This window comes from Kitasatospora sp. NPDC057015 (genome assembly GCF_042673745.1).
Classification (GTDB): Bacteria; Actinomycetota; Actinomycetes; order Streptomycetales; family Streptomycetaceae; genus Kitasatospora.
The window spans coordinates 156,409-173,352 of the sequence record NZ_JBHUSG010000011.1 but is presented as its reverse complement, the minus strand read 5'-3'; the positions used below and the strand labels follow the sequence as shown (position 1 = coordinate 173,352).

General features: G+C 72.9%; 17 protein-coding genes. 8 read left to right on the top strand and 9 right to left on the bottom strand.

Annotation, left to right across the window (positions count from 1 at the left end):
• Both ACFTWP_RS14030 and ACFTWP_RS14025 read right to left on the bottom strand, forming a co-directional pair.
• On the bottom strand, window positions 1-1,614 hold the full coding sequence (locus ACFTWP_RS14030) for a dolichyl-phosphate-mannose--protein mannosyltransferase (protein WP_380264749.1): 1,614 nt from the start codon (window positions 1,612-1,614) through the stop codon (window positions 1-3).
• A 268-nt stretch (window positions 1,615-1,882) separates the two neighbouring features.
• Window positions 1,883-3,172 (bottom strand): MFS transporter, encoded by a 1,290-nt coding sequence (locus ACFTWP_RS14025; protein WP_380264748.1) that lies wholly within the window; start codon window positions 3,170-3,172, stop codon window positions 1,883-1,885.
• Window positions 3,173-3,345: 173 nt separating this feature from the next.
• Here ACFTWP_RS14025 and ACFTWP_RS14020 point away from each other — a divergent pair, with 173 nt between their 5' ends.
• Window positions 3,346-3,906 (top strand): MarR family winged helix-turn-helix transcriptional regulator, encoded by a 561-nt coding sequence (locus ACFTWP_RS14020; RefSeq protein ID WP_380264747.1) that lies wholly within the window; start codon window positions 3,346-3,348, stop codon window positions 3,904-3,906.
• A 211-nt stretch (window positions 3,907-4,117) separates the two neighbouring features.
• On the opposite strand, the gene ACFTWP_RS14015 is transcribed toward ACFTWP_RS14020, so the two are convergent.
• From ACFTWP_RS14015 to ACFTWP_RS14000, 4 genes are all read right to left on the bottom strand, one after another.
• Window positions 4,118-5,935, bottom strand: a complete 1,818-nt coding sequence (locus tag ACFTWP_RS14015) for a glycosyl hydrolase family 18 protein (RefSeq protein ID WP_380264746.1) — start codon at window positions 5,933-5,935, stop codon at window positions 4,118-4,120.
• A 299-nt stretch (window positions 5,936-6,234) separates the two neighbouring features.
• Entirely contained in the window at window positions 6,235-6,399 is a 165-nt protein-coding gene (locus ACFTWP_RS14010; protein ID WP_380264745.1) for a hypothetical protein, read from the bottom strand.
• A 76-nt stretch (window positions 6,400-6,475) separates the two neighbouring features.
• On the bottom strand, window positions 6,476-7,096 hold the full coding sequence (locus ACFTWP_RS14005) for a hypothetical protein (protein ID WP_380264744.1): 621 nt from the start codon (window positions 7,094-7,096) through the stop codon (window positions 6,476-6,478).
• 142 nt (window positions 7,097-7,238) lie between these two features.
• Window positions 7,239-7,799, bottom strand: coding sequence for a DoxX family protein (locus tag ACFTWP_RS14000; protein WP_380264743.1), 561 nt, complete (start codon window positions 7,797-7,799; stop codon window positions 7,239-7,241).
• 144 nt (window positions 7,800-7,943) lie between these two features.
• Here ACFTWP_RS14000 and ACFTWP_RS13995 point away from each other — a divergent pair, with 144 nt between their 5' ends.
• Window positions 7,944-8,252 carry a barstar family protein gene (locus ACFTWP_RS13995; protein ID WP_380264742.1) on the top strand — a complete coding sequence of 103 codons (309 nt, stop codon included), beginning with the start codon at window positions 7,944-7,946 and terminating at the stop codon, window positions 8,250-8,252.
• A 42-nt stretch (window positions 8,253-8,294) separates the two neighbouring features.
• Window positions 8,295-8,927 (top strand): MarC family protein, encoded by a 633-nt coding sequence (locus tag ACFTWP_RS13990; RefSeq protein ID WP_380264741.1) that lies wholly within the window; start codon window positions 8,295-8,297, stop codon window positions 8,925-8,927.
• A gap of 107 nt (window positions 8,928-9,034) precedes the next feature.
• Here the strand turns inward: ACFTWP_RS13990 and ACFTWP_RS13985 are convergent, their stop codons facing one another.
• Window positions 9,035-9,568, bottom strand: coding sequence for an NADPH-dependent FMN reductase (locus ACFTWP_RS13985; RefSeq protein ID WP_380264740.1), 534 nt, complete (start codon window positions 9,566-9,568; stop codon window positions 9,035-9,037).
• A gap of 24 nt (window positions 9,569-9,592) precedes the next feature.
• Window positions 9,593-10,027: an Lrp/AsnC family transcriptional regulator gene (locus ACFTWP_RS13980; protein WP_380264739.1), complete on the bottom strand. Its 435-nt coding sequence runs from the start codon at window positions 10,025-10,027 to the stop codon at window positions 9,593-9,595.
• Window positions 10,028-10,275: 248 nt separating this feature from the next.
• Here ACFTWP_RS13980 and ACFTWP_RS13975 point away from each other — a divergent pair, with 248 nt between their 5' ends.
• From ACFTWP_RS13975 to ACFTWP_RS13965, 3 genes are all read left to right on the top strand, one after another.
• Window positions 10,276-11,106, top strand: coding sequence for a tryptophan 2,3-dioxygenase (locus ACFTWP_RS13975; RefSeq protein WP_380264738.1), 831 nt, complete (start codon window positions 10,276-10,278; stop codon window positions 11,104-11,106).
• A 2-nt stretch (window positions 11,107-11,108) separates the two neighbouring features.
• A complete protein-coding gene (gene kynU / locus ACFTWP_RS13970) occupies window positions 11,109-12,380 on the top strand; it encodes a kynureninase (RefSeq protein WP_380264793.1) in 1,272 nt (423 codons plus the stop codon).
• A 101-nt stretch (window positions 12,381-12,481) separates the two neighbouring features.
• Complete coding sequence (locus ACFTWP_RS13965) at window positions 12,482-12,967, top strand: F0F1 ATP synthase subunit B (RefSeq protein ID WP_380264737.1); 486 nt, start codon at window positions 12,482-12,484, stop codon at window positions 12,965-12,967.
• 112 nt (window positions 12,968-13,079) lie between these two features.
• On the opposite strand, the gene ACFTWP_RS13960 is transcribed toward ACFTWP_RS13965, so the two are convergent.
• A complete protein-coding gene (locus ACFTWP_RS13960) occupies window positions 13,080-15,098 on the bottom strand; it encodes a choice-of-anchor A family protein (RefSeq protein WP_380264736.1) in 2,019 nt (672 codons plus the stop codon).
• Between the two features lie 212 nt (window positions 15,099-15,310).
• Here ACFTWP_RS13960 and ACFTWP_RS13955 point away from each other — a divergent pair, with 212 nt between their 5' ends.
• Both ACFTWP_RS13955 and ACFTWP_RS13950 read left to right on the top strand, forming a co-directional pair.
• Window positions 15,311-16,024 carry a 4'-phosphopantetheinyl transferase family protein gene (locus ACFTWP_RS13955; RefSeq protein WP_380264735.1) on the top strand — a complete coding sequence of 238 codons (714 nt, stop codon included), beginning with the start codon at window positions 15,311-15,313 and terminating at the stop codon, window positions 16,022-16,024.
• Between the two features lie 180 nt (window positions 16,025-16,204).
• Window positions 16,205-16,726, top strand: coding sequence for a hypothetical protein (locus ACFTWP_RS13950; RefSeq protein WP_380264734.1), 522 nt, complete (start codon window positions 16,205-16,207; stop codon window positions 16,724-16,726).
• The last annotated feature ends 218 nt before the right edge of the window (window positions 16,727-16,944 follow it).

The window sequence follows — 16,944 nt, the reverse complement described above, 5'->3', positions numbered from 1 at the left end:
TCAGATCCAGCTGGTGAACCACATCCGGTCCTGCCAGTCCGTCATCGGGAACACCTCCGCCGTGTAGAGGGGGTAGAAGTACGCGAAGCAGGCCATCACCGCCAGCACGACCAGGCCGGCGCCCGCGGCGCCGATCCTGCGCCGTTCGGGCGAGCAGCCGGCCGGGCCGAGCATCGCGCCCAGCATCTGGGCGACCGCGAGGCAGAGGAAGGGGACCAGCACCACCATGTAGAAGGAGAAGATCGTCCGCTCCTGGTACTGGAACCACGGCAGGTAGATGCCCGCGACGGCGCAGAGCACCGCGCCCGAGCGCCAGTCGCGGCGGAAGAACCAGCGCCAGAGCAGGTACACCAGCGCGAAGCAGGCCGCCCACCACAGCACGGGGGTGCCGAGCCCGAGGATCTGGCTGGCGCAGCCACCGGGGGCCGTGCAGCCCTTCTGGCCCTGCGGCAGCTGCTCCCAGTACATCGAGACCGGACGGCCCTGGACCAGCCAGCTCCAGGGATTGGACTGGTAGGTGTGCGGGGTGCTCAGGCCGGTGTTGAAGTCCCACATCTGCGAGTGGTAGTGCCACCAGCCGCGCAGCGCCCCCGGCACCCAGGTCAGGTCCACCTGCGGCAGCGGGACGCCGAACAGCCTGCCGGTGGAGAGTCCGGCCCGGCCGTCGGCCCAGTGCCGGTCGTAGCCGCCGTCGGTGGCGAACCAGCCGCTCCAGGACGCCACGTACACCGCGGCGGCGGAGCCGACCACGGAGAGCAGGGCGGGGCCGGCGTCCCGGCGCAGCATCGAGCGGTACGGGTGGCGGGCGCCGGCCCAGCGGCGCCGGGAGGCGTCCCACAGCACGGTCAGCAGGCCGAGGGCGGCCAGGATCGTCAGACCGTTCCACTTGGTGGCGCAGGCGGCGCCGAGCAGCACCCCGGCGCCGATCCGCCACGGCCGCCGGCCGAGGGTGGCGCGGTCGCCGTCGGGCCTGGTGCCGTCCGGGCGGGCGGCGAACCGCTCCCGGGCGTGGTCCCGGTCGACCAGCAGGCAGCCGAAGGCGCCGAGGACGAAGGCCATCTGGACGCCGTCCAGCAGGCTGACCCGGCTCATCACGAACGCCAGGCCGTCGACGGACATCAGCAGGGCGGCGGTGCAGCCGATCAGGGTGGACCCGAACAGCCGGCGCCCGATCCGGGCCAGCATCAGCACCGCGAGGGTGCCGAGCAGCGCCGTCATGAAGCGCCAGCCGAAGGGGTGCAGGCCGAACAGCTGCTCGCCGAGCGCGATGACCCACTTGCCCAGCGGCGGGTGCGCGATGAACTCCGGTGCCGGCATCAGCGGGACGGCCTGCGGGACGGCCAGGATGTCGGCGTTGGCGTTGTCCGGCCAGACGCCCTCGTAGCCCTGCCGGAGCAGCGACCAGGCGTCCTTGGGGTAGTACGTCTCGTCGAAGACGAAGGCGTTGGGGTAGCCCAGGTGCCAGAAGCGCAGGAGTCCGGCGAACAGCGCCACCGCGATCGGCCCGAGCCAGCCGGAGTGCGCGACGCCCCAGGACACGATCCCCCGCCGGCCCGGTTCGGGGCCCGCGGGGGCCTCCGGTGCCGGGGTGTGCGTGACTAGCGCTTGTGTCATTGCCTCGCCGATTCGCTCACTCGCCTGCTCGGCCCGGGGTACTCCCGGCCCCGTGCCACCAGCGACTGACACTATGTGGCTCCAGGCGCGAATCCAAGCATGCCGGGGCGTGCGCGGGGCGGTCACCGCACGGCCCCGCCGCCGCCCGGCCGGGCCCCGCCCGCGCGGGGCCGGGCCCGGTGGATCCGGGCCGGCGGATCCTGGCCGCCAGGTCGGGACCGCCGGGTCGGGACCGACCGGTCAGGACCGGCGGGTCAGGACCGGCGGGTCAGGCCGCGGTCTGCAGCTCCCGGACGGCGACCGGCAGCGGTGAGGCCTGGCGGGCGTTGTCCTGCGCCGGCGTCAGGTGGCCCCGGAGCCGCATCGCCATCACGACGATCAGCAGGGTGCACAGCGCCATCGCGGCCAGGTAGAGCGGCCAGGTGCCGGAGCCGACCAGCAGGACGCCGACGGCCGGGCCGACCGCGACGGCGATCTGCTTCACCAGGGCGTACCCGGCGTTGTAGGTGCCGAGCAGCCGGGCGGGCGCCAGATCGGCGACGATCGGGCCCAGCGTCGGGGCGAGCAGCGACTCGCCGACGCCGAACAGCGCGTAGATCGAGACGATCGCGACCGTCGCGGCCAGTGCCTCGGCCCGGATCAGGCCGGCCACCAGGGCCATCGTCCAGGCGCCGAGCCAGACCAGGCCGGCGGCGGCCATGGCGGTGGTCCGCCGGCGGCGGGCGGTGATCCGCACCACGAACATCTGCAGGACGACGATGGTCAGCGCGTTGGCGCCGATCGCCAGGCCCAGGGTGGCCGGCGCGACGCCGACGGTGTCGGTGGCGAAGGCCGCGACCCCGGACTCGAACTGGCCGTAGCAGGTGAAGAAGATCAGCGCGGCGAGCACGCAGAGCCGCAGCATCGCCTTGTCGGCGACCAGGGCGCGCAGGCCGCTCGGGCCGGCCTTCTCCCCGGCCGGCACCGGCTCGGCGGCCGGGATCCGGGCGCTGCCCGCGACCAGGCCCATGGCCAGCAGGGCGGCCGCCTCGATGGTGAAGAGCGTGGTCAGGCTGCCCGGGTCGGCGACGTCCACGATCTGGCCGCCGATCAGCGCGCCGATGCCCATGCCCAGGTTGACCAGGGTGAACTGCAGGGCGAAGGCGTGCGCCCTGGTGGCCCGGGTGGAGCTGCGGACGATCATCGTGGCGAGCGCGGGCTGGCAGGTGGTGAAGCCGGCGCCGAACAGGAAGGAGAAGAGGATCAGCTCGGGGGTGCCGGTGGCCCGCCCGAAGGCGAACGCGCCGGTGGCGGCGACGGCGGCGCCGGCCAGCAGCACCGGGCGCGGGCCGAAGCGGTCGATGCCCCGCCCGGTCAGCGGCAGCACGGCGAGCGCGGCGAGCGCGAAGACGGTGAACACCATCCCGGCGGCGAGCGACCCGAGCCCCCGCACCTGGTCCACGTAGACGAACATGTACGGCATCGTGAAACCGCTGCCGAAGGCGCTGAGCGCGTTGCCGATCTGGACGCGGCGCAGCGGGCCGCCCGCCCCATGACGCCGCTGCCTCTGCTGCTTCACCGTGCCGGTCACCGTGCACACCCTTTCCCTGGAGCCCGCTCCGGACCTTCGCCCGCCGGACTTTCGCTGCATACGCTTAACTGCGCAAGATTTCAGAGCTAAACTCTAAGGATCGGAAGTCTCTCGTGTCAAAGGCTTAAACAGTGCACCCCTCGCGTGCGACACTGGTCCCCATGAGCGCACGCAAGCCCGAGCCGCCCGCCACCGGCGAGCTGGGGATCTCCGAGCAGGTGGCCGTCTACCAGCGGGAGTTCCCCCTGGTGGATCCCCAGGTCGAGACCATCGTGCAGACCCTCTCCCGGGTCACCCGGCGGATGAACGTGGCCTACACCCGCCAGCTGACTGTGCTCGGAATCACCTCCGCCGACTGGGAGGTGCTCAAGGCCCTGGTGATCGCCGGCAGCCCCTACCGGCTCGGCCCCGGCGACCTGGCCAAGCGCCTCGGCCTCACCCCGGCCGCGATGACCCACCGGATCGACCGGATGGTCGCCGAGGACCTGGTCACCCGCGAGCGCGACGAGAACAACCGGGTCCGGGTGATCATCGAGCTGACCGAGAACGGCCGCGACAAGTGGCTGGAGTCGATGCGGATGGCCGCCGTGTTCGAGGAGGAGCTCCTCCAGGACGTGGTCGGCGACGAGCGCGCGGTGCTCTCCGGCATGCTGGGCCGGATGCTGCGCCGGATCGAGGAGAGCCAGCCGGACGCCCTGGGCCGCACCGACGACCTGGACTGACCGGCCGGAACCACGACGAACGGCCCGCCTCGGCGGGCCGTTCGTCGTGTCACGGGGTCGCCCGGCCCGGGAGGGCCGGGCCCGGACAGCCCTCCGGCCCGCCGGGTGGGTACCCAGCGGGCCGGATTCGCGGACGTCCGGGGTGGCCCGTCCGAGGGGGATTCATCGTGGTGCGGGCTCCGTCAAGCGCCCTTCACTCAGCTGAGCGTTGTCAGCAGGCGCCGTTGTCGGTCCAGACGCCCCACTGGCCGCTGAGGCTCGGGTCCTCGTTCGTGGTCCACCACTTGTTGGTGTAGTAGTGGCCCTTCCAGGAGACCTTGGTGGGCGTCGCGTAGACGGCCGAGGCGCTCCAGCTCGGGGCGGTGCAGGCACCCGAGGTGGCGGTGGCGGTCGGGGAGACCGTCGCCGTCGGGGAGGACGTGGCGGTGGCGGTGGCGGTCGGCGACGCGGTGGTCGACGGGGTCACGGTCGGGGTGACCGTGGCGGTCGGCGAGGCCGAGGTGGTCGGGCCGGCCGGGCAGTTCGCGGCGGAGCCGTCGGTGGCCGAGGCCATCTTGTCGAACAGCGCGGTCTGGGTGCCCATGTCGTACAGCGAGAAGGCGAAGGAGCCGCCGAGGCCGTTGCAGTGCGCGTAGTCGACCTTGGCCTGGATGGACTGGGCGTTCTCGCCGGACCAGAAGGTGGTGCCGTCGTAGAAGTACGCGGCCTTGGCCGTGTCGTCCCAGTAGGTCTTCGACGGGTTGTCGACGAAGCCCGCGAGCTCCTTGTACATCTGGATGCCGGGGACGCTGCCGGACATCGCCGCGCCGGCCGCCGGGCCGGTGGCGGTCTGGAAGAGGCCGTTCTTGCCGTTGTTCGGCACGCCGGTCCAGCCGCGGTAGTAGAACGGCACGCCCATGTTGATCTTCTTGGCGGGGAAGCCGCCGGGGATGCCGTACTGCGCGTCACCGACCGTGAAGGCCTTGATGGCGTTGTCGATCGAGTACTTGCCGGTGCCCGGGGTGACCGGGGTCATCGGGTCGTTCGGACCGGAGTAGATCGGGGCCTGGTGGTTCGTCGGGCCCTTCGCCTCCCAGCCGCCGTGCATGTCGTACGTCATGACGTCGAGGAAGGTGAGGTACTGACCGATCTTGTCGGTCTCCAGGTTCTTGATCTTGTCCTGGCCGGCGCCGACCGCCGCCGCCGTGGCGTAGGTCTTGCCGTCGGCCGCACCCTGCGCGTCCAGCTGGGTGCGCAGCTCCTTCAGGAGCAGGGTGAAGTTGGCCTTGTCGTTCGGGCTCTCGTGGTTGCCGAGGTGGCCGCCGCCGCCCGGGTACTCCCAGTCGATGTCGATGCCGTCGAAGATGCCGGCCGCCGAGCCCGCGCCGCCGTAGCCGGCGTCGACGGGCAGGTTGCCCTTGATGAACATGTCGATGCAGGACGAGACCAGCTTCTTGCGCGAGGCGTCCGTGGCGGCCGCGTCGGAGAAGTACTTGGAGTACGTCCACCCGCCGAGCGAGATCAGGATCTTGAGCTTCGGGTTCTTCGCCTTGAGCTTCTTCAGCTGGTTGAAGTTGCCCGCGATCGGCTGGCCCCAGGCGTCGCCGACGCCGTCGACCGAGATGTCCGGACCGAAGGACTTCTGGTAGTCCGCGAACGCGTCCGCCGCACCGTCACCCGCGCTGGGGTTGTTCTCGTCCTGCGAGGCCGCCTTGGTGGCCTGGAAACAGGAGAGCGTGGTGGGGTTGATGTTGGCGAAGTCGTAGATCAGGTAGTCCAGCTTGCCGGCGACGCCGGTGTCCTGAATCGTCTTCGGGTAGTACGCGTTGCCGTAGATCGACCACTGGTCGAAGTAGGCGACCTTGATGCCACCGGAGGTCGCCGCAGCGCCGGTGGTGTTGGTGGCGGCCGCACTGGCGGTGCCGCCGGAGGTGAGCGCGAGGCCCGCGCCGAGCAGCAGCGAGGCGGCGGTGCCGGCCGCGACCGCGACCAGGCTCTTCGGCCGCCGCCTGCGAACCGGCTCCTGGGCCGGGGGAACAGAGCGAAGCATGGGTGCGTGACTCCAGGGTTGTGGGGGATCCGCCACAGCCCTGGCGGAGTTCGCGCGGGGTGGGGCCGCACGACCAGGGACATGACAGAAGGGAATCGAGCTGGGGCATGCCTTGACGGACGCCGGGGTGCGCCGAACCGGCGCCAGAGGTCTGGACCTCCGACGCCGGCTCAGGGGCTCCCTGCACCTGGGGATTAAAATGGACTAGACCAACTCACCCGTCAAGAGCCCCGGTTGACCCTTGAGTCGCCCTTAAGGTTGCCCGATTCGCCTCACCGCGCCTGACCTGCGGGTAAACCTCAGGAGTCTGAGAGACGGTCGATCTCTGTCAGGTCGATGTCGACCGGGAACGGCGCGCCGACCTTCAACCGGCCGTGGTGGATTCCGTTGACGGCGTACGTGTCCGTGGCCGGGTCAAGTTCGTAGACGTAGACCACCGGCCGCCGCCCCTCGGCCTTCTCCACCCGCCGGAAGCATCCTGTCGAGGTCGTCGGCAGCCACCCGGGAACCGCGTGTTGACGACGGGATCGGCAGCGGCGCTCAGTACCGCACCGCGCGGACGACCACCGCCTTGACGTCGCCCGAGAGGTCCCGGTTGCTGGTGGCGGTGGCCTGCGCGCTCTGGCCAGCCGCGACCTCGGGGACGCTGACGACGGTCGCGTCCAGCACGTTGCCGGACTGGTCGGTCCAGTTGACCTGGATGCTGTAGCGGTAGGACTGCGACTGCCCGTTCTTGACCGTGAGCTGCGTCTGGGCCCGCCCCTGCGAGTCGGTGGTGACGTCGCCGACCGTCACGTCGCCCTGGGCCTCCAGGCCGCCCTTCACCCCGGCGATCGCCGAGGACGCGGCGGCCTCGGCCGAGGCCGCCGCCGAGGACAGCTGCGAGGCGCCCGAGCCGATCGCCGACTGCGCGGCGGAGGCCCCGGAGGCGATCGCGGACTGGGCGGCGGAGGCGGCCGCCGAGAGGGCCGACTGGGCGGCCGAGGCCACCGCCGACACCGCGGAACTCGGTGCGCCGTCCGAGGAGCAGCCGGCCAGCGCGGCCGTACCGAGCGCCATCGCGGCGACCGCCGCCACCGCGCCGGCGAGCGCCGCGCGGGGGCGGCGGACGGTGGGGGCGGCGGTGTCCTGGTGGGTCCGGCGGGGCTGCTGACGCTCCATGGGGTCCTCTTCTCTCGTGGGTCCCCCGGGCGCCGCACGGGGAGCGGGGGGCGGTGCGCTGCGGGGTCGTGCTCGGCGGATTCGTGCTCGGCGGGGTCGTGCTCGGGCGACCGGAAGCGGTGGCGGGCGGCTGCCCGCGGGCTCAGGACAGCCCGGCCCCCTCCTCGCCCGCGTCCATCGCGGCCCGCTCCTCGCGCAGCCGCACCACGTGCCGGCGCCGGGACACCACCGAGTACGCCCCCACCGCGCTCGCGACGAAGGCCAGCACGCCGATCCAGGGCCGGTCCACCCGGTGGCCGAGAGCGTGGTCCAGCGAGTAGCGGCCCGCCCCCGACAGCCCCAGGGCCAGCCCGGTCGCGCCGAGCAGCGCGGGGTACTCGTAGCCGCCCGCGGTGCTGAAGAACCCGGCCGGGGCGTGCACCGAGATCGCGCCCGCCATGGTGCCGGCCACGATCGCGCCGGCGGCCGGGGTGGCCAGGCCGACCACCAGCATCGCGCCGCCGCCCGCCTCCCCCAGTCCGGCGGCTATCGCGCTCTGCCGGCCCGGATGGAAGCCCATCTGCTCCATCGCCTGCGCGGTGCCGTCCAGGCCACCGCCGCCGAACCAGCCGAAGAGCTTCTGCGCGCCGTGCGCGATCAGCACACCGCCCACCGCGCCGCGCAGTGCGAGCAGGCCGAGATCCTTGCGATTCAGACAGGTCATGTCGGGCCTCTGTTCGTACGGCTGATGATCCTGCTGTCCATCCCAGCCCAAAGGCCGCCCGGACTCGACCCGGCGCCGCCATCCGGGCGAAGATCGTGGCGTGACCCCCGCGCCCGCCGGGGGCGCGGAGACGAGGGAGCCGCGATGCCCCAGCCCCTGCCCGAACACCACCTGGACGGCTCCGGCATCACCGACCGGGCGTCCTGCTACGCGGCCCTCGGCGAGGCCGTGAACGGCCCCGGCGGCTACTACGGCAGCAACCTGGACGCCCTGGCCGACTGCCTGCACGGCGGCTTCGGCGCGGAGCCGCCCTTCACCCTGGTCTGGCACGACGCGGCCGTCGCCCGGCGGCGGCTGACCGGCCCGGCGGTGATCGGCGAGCGCGAGCTCGGCTACTTCGAGGCCGTCCTCGCCACCCTGCGCGAGGGCGGGGTGACGGTACTGCTGCGCTGAGCCTCCGCAGCGGGGCGGCTCTCCTGCGGTATGGCTTGGGCCATGTACGTCTTCGATCTCAGGAGTGCGTTCATCGCGTTCTTCGCGGTGGTCGGCCCGCCCAAGGTGCTGCTGTCCTTCGCCCAGCTGGGGGCCGGCCGCAGCACCGGCTACCTGCGCCGGCTCGCCCTGTGGAGCGCGCTGATCGCCGCGGTGGTCGGCGGAGTGATGTCGTACACCGCCGACTTCGTCACCACGCTGTTCCACGTCAGCGACCAGTCGCTGCAGCTGGCGGGCGGGGTGATCTTCTTCATCTACGCCGTGGCACTCGTGCTCGGCATCCACCTGGGCGGCGGGGAGGCGGAGGACGAGCACCTCGCGAACCCGATGGTGGACGGCGTCCGGGCGCTGCTGCTGCCCTACATCGCCAGCCCGCTGGCGATGACCGGCGTGATGATCGGCTCGCTGAGCAAGGACACCTGGGCCTGGCACACCACGGTCGCCGCGGCGTACCTCGCGGTGGTGGCGCTCAACTGCGTCTGCGTGCTGGTGCTGGCCCCGCTGCTCCAGCGCAGCCGGCGGACCTCGCTGGAGCTGCTGTCCCGGCTGCTCGGGCTGCTGCTGGCGGCGGTCGGCGTGGAGCTGTTCCTGAACGGGCTGGCCGGGCTGGGGGTGCACATGGCGATCGGGCACTGAGACCGGGCGACGGGCGGGGCCGGGATCGGGCACTTGGCACTAGGCACTGGGCACTGGGCGGCGCCGGCCGGGGTAGGCCGGGGTAGGCCGGCGGGCGGGCCGCCGGATCAGCCCGCCGTGAGCAGCGCCAGCACCCGGACGATCTCCGCGCGGGCCGCCGGGTCGGTGAGCACGCCGTCCGGGCCGACCGCCGCGCGGTCCACCGGGACGGCGGCGCAGGCCTCCTCCCGCACCACCGCGCCCGTGTAGCCGAGCACCAGGCGCAGGGTGGCCTCGGCGCCGAGGCCGCGGCCGGGGTGGGCGGCGTTGATCCAGGCCGCCGGCTTGTCGGAGATCTCGGTGCCGCCGACCGTCCAGTCCAGCAGGTTCTTGAACGAGCCCGGCAGCGTGCCCGCGTACTCGGGGGTGCAGACCAGCACCGCGTCGGCCGCCGCGAGGGCCGCGCGCAGCTCGGCGACCGGCGCCGGCAGCGGGTCGGTGTCGTCGTCCGGGTTGAAGTGCGGCAGCCCGGCCAGCCCTTCGTACAGCGTGGTGGTGACCCCCTCCGGGGCCAGTGCGGCGGCCGTCCGCAGCACGATCTCGTTGGAGGAGCCGGTGCGCAGGCTCCCGGGGAGCAGCAGGACGTGACGGTTCGTCGGCATGCCGGCCAACCTACCCGGCGGGTCTCAGGGGGCGACCACGGGCCGCCAGGGCACGGGGCTGGAGAGGATCATCGAGCTGGCCGGCTGGCCGTAGCCGGCCAGCCGGTCGATCAGCGCCTCGAACTGCGCCATCGCGGGCACCGCGACCAGCAGGACGCAGCAGGCCCCGCCGGTCACCCGGTGCAGTTGCAGCACCTCCGGCCAACCGGCCACCTCGGGGTCGCGCAGCAGGCAGCGGGGGCCGTAGCACTGGATCTGGACCAGCGCGGTGACCGGCAGACCGGCCTTCGCGAGGTCGATGTGGGCGTGGTACCCGCTGATCACCCCGTCGGTCTCCAGGCGGCGGACGCGTTCGGCGACGGCCGGCGCGGAGAGGCTGACCCGGCGGGACAGCTCGTTGTAGGAGAGCCGGGCGTCGGTCTGGAGTTCGGCGATCAGCCGGCGGTCGACGGCGTCCATGGTGGCTCCCTGGTGGTGCGGTGGCCGGGCGCCGGTCACCGATGTGTCGGATGGTGTCAGTGGGACGGTTTACGTTCCCGAAGTCGAACGACCGGAAGACCATGCGATCACAAGGCCGCTCCCCCGATCCGGTGTCCACATCCCATTCAAGAGCGGCCCTGGACCGCCGCACAATAGGTCCGCCCCACCGGAACGGACCGGAACGCACGGAGGAACCGGCGCGGGGCGGCTGTGAGGAGGGACCGGAAATGGGGCACGACGCGGTGAGCACACCCAACCTGTCGTTCGGCAGGACCGAGGAGCCCGGCAGCGGGACACCGTACGCCCGCTACGTCCGGCTGGAGGAGCTGCACAGCCTGCAGCACCCGCGCAGCAAGGTGCCGGCCGAGCTGTCGTTCATCATCACCACGCAGGTGATGGAGCTGCTCTTCGACCTGCTGCGGCACGAGTGGACGCTCGCCCAGCAGGCCCTGCGCGAGGACGACGTGCGGTCCGCACGGGCGGCGCTGCGGCGCGGAACGCACGTCCAGGACGTCCTGGTGAACTCCTGGGACCTGCTCGCCACCATGACGCCGCTGGAGTTCAACGCCTTCCGCGAGGTGCTCGGCGAGGCCTCGGGCTTCCAGTCCTCGGCCTTCCTGCGACTGGAGTTCCTGCTCGGCAACAAGAGCGAGCACCTGCTGCGGATGTACGAGGAGGTGCCCGGGACCCACCAGGACCTCGCGGGCGCGCTGCGGGCCCCGAGCCTGTACGACGACGTGCTGGCGGTGCTCGCACGGCGCGGCCTGGACACGCCCTGCGAACCCTCGGTGCAGCGGTACCAGCCGCTGCCGCAGGTGCAGGACGCCTGGCGGCGGGTCTACACCGAGCCGGCCCTCGCGGACCTCGCGGACCTGGGCGAGGCACTGCTCGACACCGCCGGGCGGGTCACCCGCTGGCGGCAGGAGCACTACTCGGCGGTCAAGCGCTCGATGGGCGACAAGCCCGGCACCGGCGGCTCCAGCGGCCTGGTCTGGCTGAAGCGCTCCGCCGAGCAGGACGTCTTCCCCGAACTGTGGACCGTGAGGAACGAGCTGTGAGCATGGCACCCGACATCGACCGCGCCCCCGGCGCCCGGCCCGGCACCACCCGGGCGCAGTGCGAGGCGCTCGACGCGGCGGACCCGCTGGCCGGCTTCCGCGCGGAGTTCGCGCTGCCCGAGAAGGGCGTCTACCTGGACGGCAACTCGCTCGGCGCGCTCCCGCTGCGCACCTCCGAGCGGGTCCGCGAGGTGGTCGAGGAGGAGTGGGGCCGGGAGCTGATCCGCAGCTGGAACGACGCCGGCTGGTTCGAGCAGCCGTACCGCCTGGGCGGCCGGATCGCACCGCTGGTCGGGGCGGCGGCGGGCCAGGTGGTGGTCTGCGACACCACCTCGGTGAACCTCTTCAAGGTGCTGACGGCGGCGCTGCGGCTGCGGCCCGGCCGGCGCACGGTGCTCGGCGACGGCGCGGCCTTCCCCACCGACCTCTACATCGCCGAGGGCGTCACCGGACTGGTCGACGGCGCCCGCAGCGTCCTGCTGCCCTCGGCCGACGCGGCCGAACTGGACCGGCACCTCGACGGCGACGTCGCGGCGGTCGTGCTCTCCCACGTGGACTACCGCACCGGCGAGCTGCTGGACATGGCCGGCATCACCGCCCGGGTCCGGGCGGCCGGCGCCCTGATGATCTGGGACGTCTGCCACTCGGTGGGCGCACTGCCGGTCGAACTGGACGGCTCCGGCGCGGACTTCGCGGTCGGCTGCACCTACAAGTACCTGAACGGCGGGCCCGGCTCGCCCGCCTTCCTGTACGTCGCGGAGCGCCACCAGGCCGCGGCCGAGCAGCCGCTGAGCGGCTGGTTCGGGCACGCCCGCCCGTTCGCCTTCGAGCCGCGGTACTCCCCCACCGGCGGGATCGGGCGGTTCCTGACCAGCTCGCCCTCGCTGCTCGGGCAGGCCGCGCTCGGCGCGAGCCTGGACGTCTGGGAGCGGGCCGACCTGCGGGCCGTCCGCGCGAAGAGCCTGGCCCTGACCGACCTGTTCATCAGCCTGGTCGAACCGCTGGACGGCATCGAGGTGGTGACGCCGCGCGAGCACCACCGCCGGGGCAGCCAGGTCGCCCTGCGCCACCCGAACGGCTACCCGGTGGTGCAGGCGCTGATCGAGCGCGGGGTGGTCGGCGACTTCCGCACGCCCGACCTGATGCGCTTCGGCTTCACCCCGCTGTACGTCTCGTACGCACAGGTCTGGGACGCGGCGCAGCAGTTGGCGGAGGTGCTGGAGTCCGGCGAGTGGCGGGCGGAGCGGTTCGGGCGACGCGGGGCCGTGACGTAGGCCCCTGCGGTGCGGTGTGACCGCTCCCGCCTCGGGCCGGAGAGCGGTCACACCCCCCTTCACCCTTATGTGACGGACGATCAGTTCGTATGCTCGTCGGTATGGGACCCCTGGAGCCTGACCCCGCCGAACTCGTGATCGGACTGCTCTGCTTCTTCCTGATCTTCGGCCTGCTCGGCCGGATCATCCTGCCCCGCCTGGAACGCACCCTGGCCGATCGCCGGTACGCCATCGAAGGCGGCGTCGAGCGGGCCGAGGCCGACCAGGCCGAGGCCCTGCGCACCCTCGCCGCCTACCGGCGCGAACTCGCGGACGCCCACCACGAGGCCGCCCGGATCCGCCAGGCCGCCGCCGAGGAGGGCGCCGCCCTGCTCGCGGCCGCCCGCGAGGAGGGCCACCGGGAGCGCGCGGAGCTCGTCGCCGCCGCCCGCGCCCGGCTGAGCGTGGACCGGGAACTCGCCCGCGTCTCGCTCCGGGCCGCCATAGGCCCCCTCTCCACGGACCTCGCCGGACGGATCGTGGGCGAGCCGCTCGACGCGTTCGCCGCCCGGCACGGCTCGGTGGAGCGGTTCCTCGAAGGACGCTGACCCCGCGCCGGCCACCACCGCCCGGCGCACCGGTGCCCCGGCGTCCTGGGACGCCGGGGCACCGGGCTACCGGGGTGACGGAGGCCTCAGCGACCGGCCGCCCCGCGGTGGATCAGCTGTGACGTCCGCGACGACGGACCACCATCACCACCAGACCACCGACGGCCAGCAGTCCCGCACTGGCGAAGCCGATCGTGACCGGGCTGACACTGCTACCCGTGGACGGCAGCGACGGACCGCTCGGGGACCCGTCACCGTGCCCGTGACTGCCCGACGGGCTACCGGGCGTGCTGGGCGGAGGCACGACGCTCGGGCTGTGACTCGGGCTCGCACTCCGGGTCGGGCTCGGGCTGTGACTCGGGCTCGGGGAGGGCGAGGGCGAGGGCGAGGGCTTGGGGCTGTAGGAGTGGCTCGGGCTGTGACTCGGGGACGGGCTCGGGCTCGGGGACGGGCTCGGGCTCGGGCTCGGGCTCGGGCTCACCGACGGCGACGGGCTCGGCTTCGGGCTGTGCGTCGGAGACGGCTTGGGGCTGTACGAGTGGCTCGGGCTGTGACTCGGGGACGGGCTCTTGCTCGGGGACGGGCTCGGGCTCGGGCTCACCGACGGCGACGGGCTCGGCTTCGGGCTGTGCGTCGGAGACGGCTTGGGGCTGTACGAGTGACTCGGGCTCGGGCTGTGACTCGGGGACGGGCTCTTGCTCGGGCTCGGAGACGGGCTCACCGACGGCGACGGACTCGGCTTCGGACTGTGCGTCGGAGACGGCCTCGGGCTGTGGGTCGGGCTCGGCGAGGGACTCGGCGACGGCGACGGACTCGGGGAAGGACTCGGGCTCGGCGACGGGGAAGGCGACGGACTCGGGCTCGGGGAAGGACTCGGGCTCGGGCTCGGAGAGGGGCTCGGCGACGGCGACGGGCTCGGAGAGGGGCTCGGCGACGGCGAAGGCGACGGGCTCGGGGAAGGACTCGGGCTCGGCGACGGCGACGGCGACGGGCTCGGCGTCGAGCACTCCGGCAGATCCCCGTCGAACGGGTAGGCGTGCAGCTCGTACCCGCCGGAGCCGCGCTGCTCCAGGTTGCCGGCCAGGTAGACCCGGCCGTTGTTGCCGGCCTGCTGAAGGGTGGTGGTGCCGGCCGGGTTGCCCGCCATGATCGTGCCCTGGAACTGGGCGCCACCGGTGAGCAGTGCGGTGCTGGAGGTCGGGAAGTTCCACAGCAGCTTGGACCGCAGGTCGGTGGTCTGGTCACCGGGGATACCGGTTCCGGTATAGGTATTGATGATCGGATTGTCCGACAGCATGTTGACCACCACGGTGGCGCCCGCCGGGATGCCGGCGAACACCAGGCCGATCTGACCACCCGTCGGGCCGGTGAGGTTCCCGGGGACGTTGAAGACCTGGCGCGCGCTGGTGCCGTCACCGGTGAAGGTGGCGTCGAAGTTGGTGAGCACGACCGTGCCGGTGGCCGCCGCCTGGCCCGTGCAGACCGAGGTGTTCTGGATGGTGGTCCGGACGGACTGGTACTGGGCCACCGCGTTGGGGTCCTGGATGGCCGTTCCGGTGGGGGCGATGCTGGTGGTGCCGGTGAGGGTGCCGGCGTACCGCAGGTTTCCGAAGGCCGTGGTGTTGGTGATGATGTCGAAGCCGCCCAGGAGCAGGGTGTTCCCGGTCTTCACGTCGACGTTGCCGCCCACGGTGAGGTGGTCGGTGCCGTCCGGCGGTACGACCCGCGAACCGACCCCGACCACGCCGGCGTTGAAGCTGCCGCCGGCACCGCCGACGAGGTCCTTGTCCACGGTGAAGTTGCCGAGCGTGACGATCTTGCCCTCGGCCTCGGCCGCGTGATCCGACACCCGGTAGTAGCCGCCGGTGAAGATGTTGATGGTGGCGTCCCGCCCGGCGAACCCCAGGTTGTTCGGCGGCGGGAAGACGGCCGGGCAGTCCGGCCCACTGCACGGACCGAGCGGCGGCGCCAGGGGTGCGGCGGTGCCGATGCTCAGCAGAGCGGTCAGCGGAGCCAGCGTCAGCCCGGCGATCAGCGCGGCCCGTACCAGCTTGCGGTTGCGGGCCGGCGGCGGATCGCTCGCCGGGAGGGGCGGCTCGACCGGCCCCACGGTGCCGACACCAAGATTCATTGACTGCCCCTTACCTGTGGAAGCGGGCAGCCCCCCACCACCCGCCGCTCATCTGATGATGATTTCCATCCAAGCCCGCGGATCGCCTGCGCCCGAGTCACCACGCCGTCCCTTTTGTCCGCAGATCATGCGGTTGGTCGCCCGGTGACAGCTTGTCCGAACAGGCCCCCGACTCATAGGTTGGGAGACGGCGATCGGAGAGGGCGGCAGCGATGGACAACGGTTCGAACGAGCCCGGCGGCCCGCTGGTGGCGGTGTCGGCGAGCACCGAGGTCATGCGGCACCCCGAGGCGGGCGAGCACCTGCTCGGCCCCACCGAGCGGCAGCGCGCGGCACGGTTCCGCCAGGAGGAGGCCCGGCAGGACTACGTCGCGGCGCACGTCCTGGTCCGGATCTGCGCCGCCCGGGTACTCGGCGTGGAGGCCGCCGCGCTGACCCTGGCCCAGCAGTGCCCCGACTGCGGCGACCACGGACACGGCAAGCCCTACCTGGCCGGGCACCCGGAGATCCACGTCAGCCTCTCGCACACGCACGGCGTGGTGGCGGCCGCCGCCGGACACCACCCCGTCGGCGTCGACGTGGAGCTCCCCGGCCGGACCGGTACGGCCGTCGAGGTCTTCGAACGGGTGCTCGCCGAGGCCGAGCTGAAGCTGGTCCAGGCCCACCCGGACCCGGGGCGGGCGTTCCTGCGGCAGTGGGTCCGCAAGGAGGCGCTCATCAAGATCGGCCGGACCACCCTGGACACCCTCGGCGAGCTCGACCTCTCCGCCCTGCCGCTGGACACGCCCGCCGGCCTCCCGCTGCACAGCAAGTACGAGGACCTGTACCTGCTCGACTGGCAGGACGACACCGGTACCGGCGCGACGGTCTGCGCCGCCGCCACCCGGCCGCCGCACCTGGCCACGCCGGCCGCCCTCGCCCCCTAGGACCGCCCTCGCCGGGTCCGCTCCATCGGGCCTCCTGCGCCGGCCCCCGCGCCGAAGCCGTCCGGCGGCCGGGCGACGACCCGGCCGCAAGGGGCCCGGGGGCCCGGTGTTAGCGTGCTCGGGGCTTCGCTCCGGTGGACGCCCGCCGTACCGTCCGCCCGAGCACGAAGGGGCCCCGCCGTGGCCAAGTTCCTCCTCAGCCTGCACGTCCTCGTGTCGGTGCTGTTCGTCGGCCCGGTCGCGGTGGCGGTCAGCATGTTCCCGACCCGGGCCCGCGCCGCGCTCACCGCCGCGTCCGGTTCCGCGACCGGCGGCGAACCCGGCCGGGGCGACGGTGGCGCGGCGGAGGCCGGCTCCGTCCGGCTGCTGCACCGGATCACCCAGGTGTACGCGCTGCTGGGCCTCGCCGTGCCGGTGCTGGGCATCGGCACCGCGCAGGTCATGGACGTGCTCGGCCAGTCCTGGCTGATCGTCTCGATGGCGCTGACCGCGCTGGCCGCGCTCTCGCTGCTGCTCTTCGTCCTGCCGGCCCAGCAGGCCGCCGTGGACGCGCTGGACCCGGCCGATCCGCAGGCTCCCGAGCACGACCGGGCCCTGCAGGGCCTGCGGCGGCTGCCGATGACGGCCGGGGTGTTCAACCTGCTCTGGGCGGTGGTGGTCGTCCTGATGGTGATCCGGCCGGGATCGACCACCGGCGCCTGAGCGCGGCCGCTCCGGCGAGCGGCCGCGGATCCGGGGCCCCGACAGAACCGAACCCGCCACCCGACACGTCCACAGATCGGGTACGGGGCGATCCGGCCCCCCGCGACCGGACCGTCCCACACCGGACCGGTCATCGACTGCCGATCCTCCGGGGCCGCGCCAACGGACCACTAACATGTGACCAACAGGACCGCCGGCGGACAGTCGATGGGGCGACC

Excerpts from the sequence above, each read along its gene's own strand:
- ACFTWP_RS14030 (WP_380264749.1), bottom strand. The coding sequence starts at position 1,614 with ATGACACAAGCGCTAGTCACGCACACCCCGGCACCGGAGGCCCCCGCG.
- ACFTWP_RS14020 (WP_380264747.1), top strand. The coding sequence starts at position 3,346 with ATGAGCGCACGCAAGCCCGAGCCGCCCGCCACCGGCGAGCTGGGGATC.
- ACFTWP_RS14015 (WP_380264746.1), bottom strand. The coding sequence starts at position 5,935 with ATGCTTCGCTCTGTTCCCCCGGCCCAGGAGCCGGTTCGCAGGCGGCGG.
- ACFTWP_RS14005 (WP_380264744.1), bottom strand. The coding sequence starts at position 7,096 with ATGGAGCGTCAGCAGCCCCGCCGGACCCACCAGGACACCGCCGCCCCC.
- ACFTWP_RS14000 (WP_380264743.1), bottom strand. The coding sequence starts at position 7,799 with ATGACCTGTCTGAATCGCAAGGATCTCGGCCTGCTCGCACTGCGCGGC.
- ACFTWP_RS13995 (WP_380264742.1), top strand. The coding sequence starts at position 7,944 with ATGCCCCAGCCCCTGCCCGAACACCACCTGGACGGCTCCGGCATCACC.
- ACFTWP_RS13990 (WP_380264741.1), top strand. The coding sequence starts at position 8,295 with ATGTACGTCTTCGATCTCAGGAGTGCGTTCATCGCGTTCTTCGCGGTG.
- ACFTWP_RS13985 (WP_380264740.1), bottom strand. The coding sequence starts at position 9,568 with ATGCCGACGAACCGTCACGTCCTGCTGCTCCCCGGGAGCCTGCGCACC.
- ACFTWP_RS13980 (WP_380264739.1), bottom strand. The coding sequence starts at position 10,027 with ATGGACGCCGTCGACCGCCGGCTGATCGCCGAACTCCAGACCGACGCC.
- ACFTWP_RS13975 (WP_380264738.1), top strand. The coding sequence starts at position 10,276 with ATGGGGCACGACGCGGTGAGCACACCCAACCTGTCGTTCGGCAGGACC.
- kynU (WP_380264793.1), top strand. The coding sequence starts at position 11,109 with ATGGCACCCGACATCGACCGCGCCCCCGGCGCCCGGCCCGGCACCACC.
- ACFTWP_RS13965 (WP_380264737.1), top strand. The coding sequence starts at position 12,482 with ATGGGACCCCTGGAGCCTGACCCCGCCGAACTCGTGATCGGACTGCTC.
- ACFTWP_RS13960 (WP_380264736.1), bottom strand. The coding sequence starts at position 15,098 with ATGAATCTTGGTGTCGGCACCGTGGGGCCGGTCGAGCCGCCCCTCCCG.
- ACFTWP_RS13955 (WP_380264735.1), top strand. The coding sequence starts at position 15,311 with ATGGACAACGGTTCGAACGAGCCCGGCGGCCCGCTGGTGGCGGTGTCG.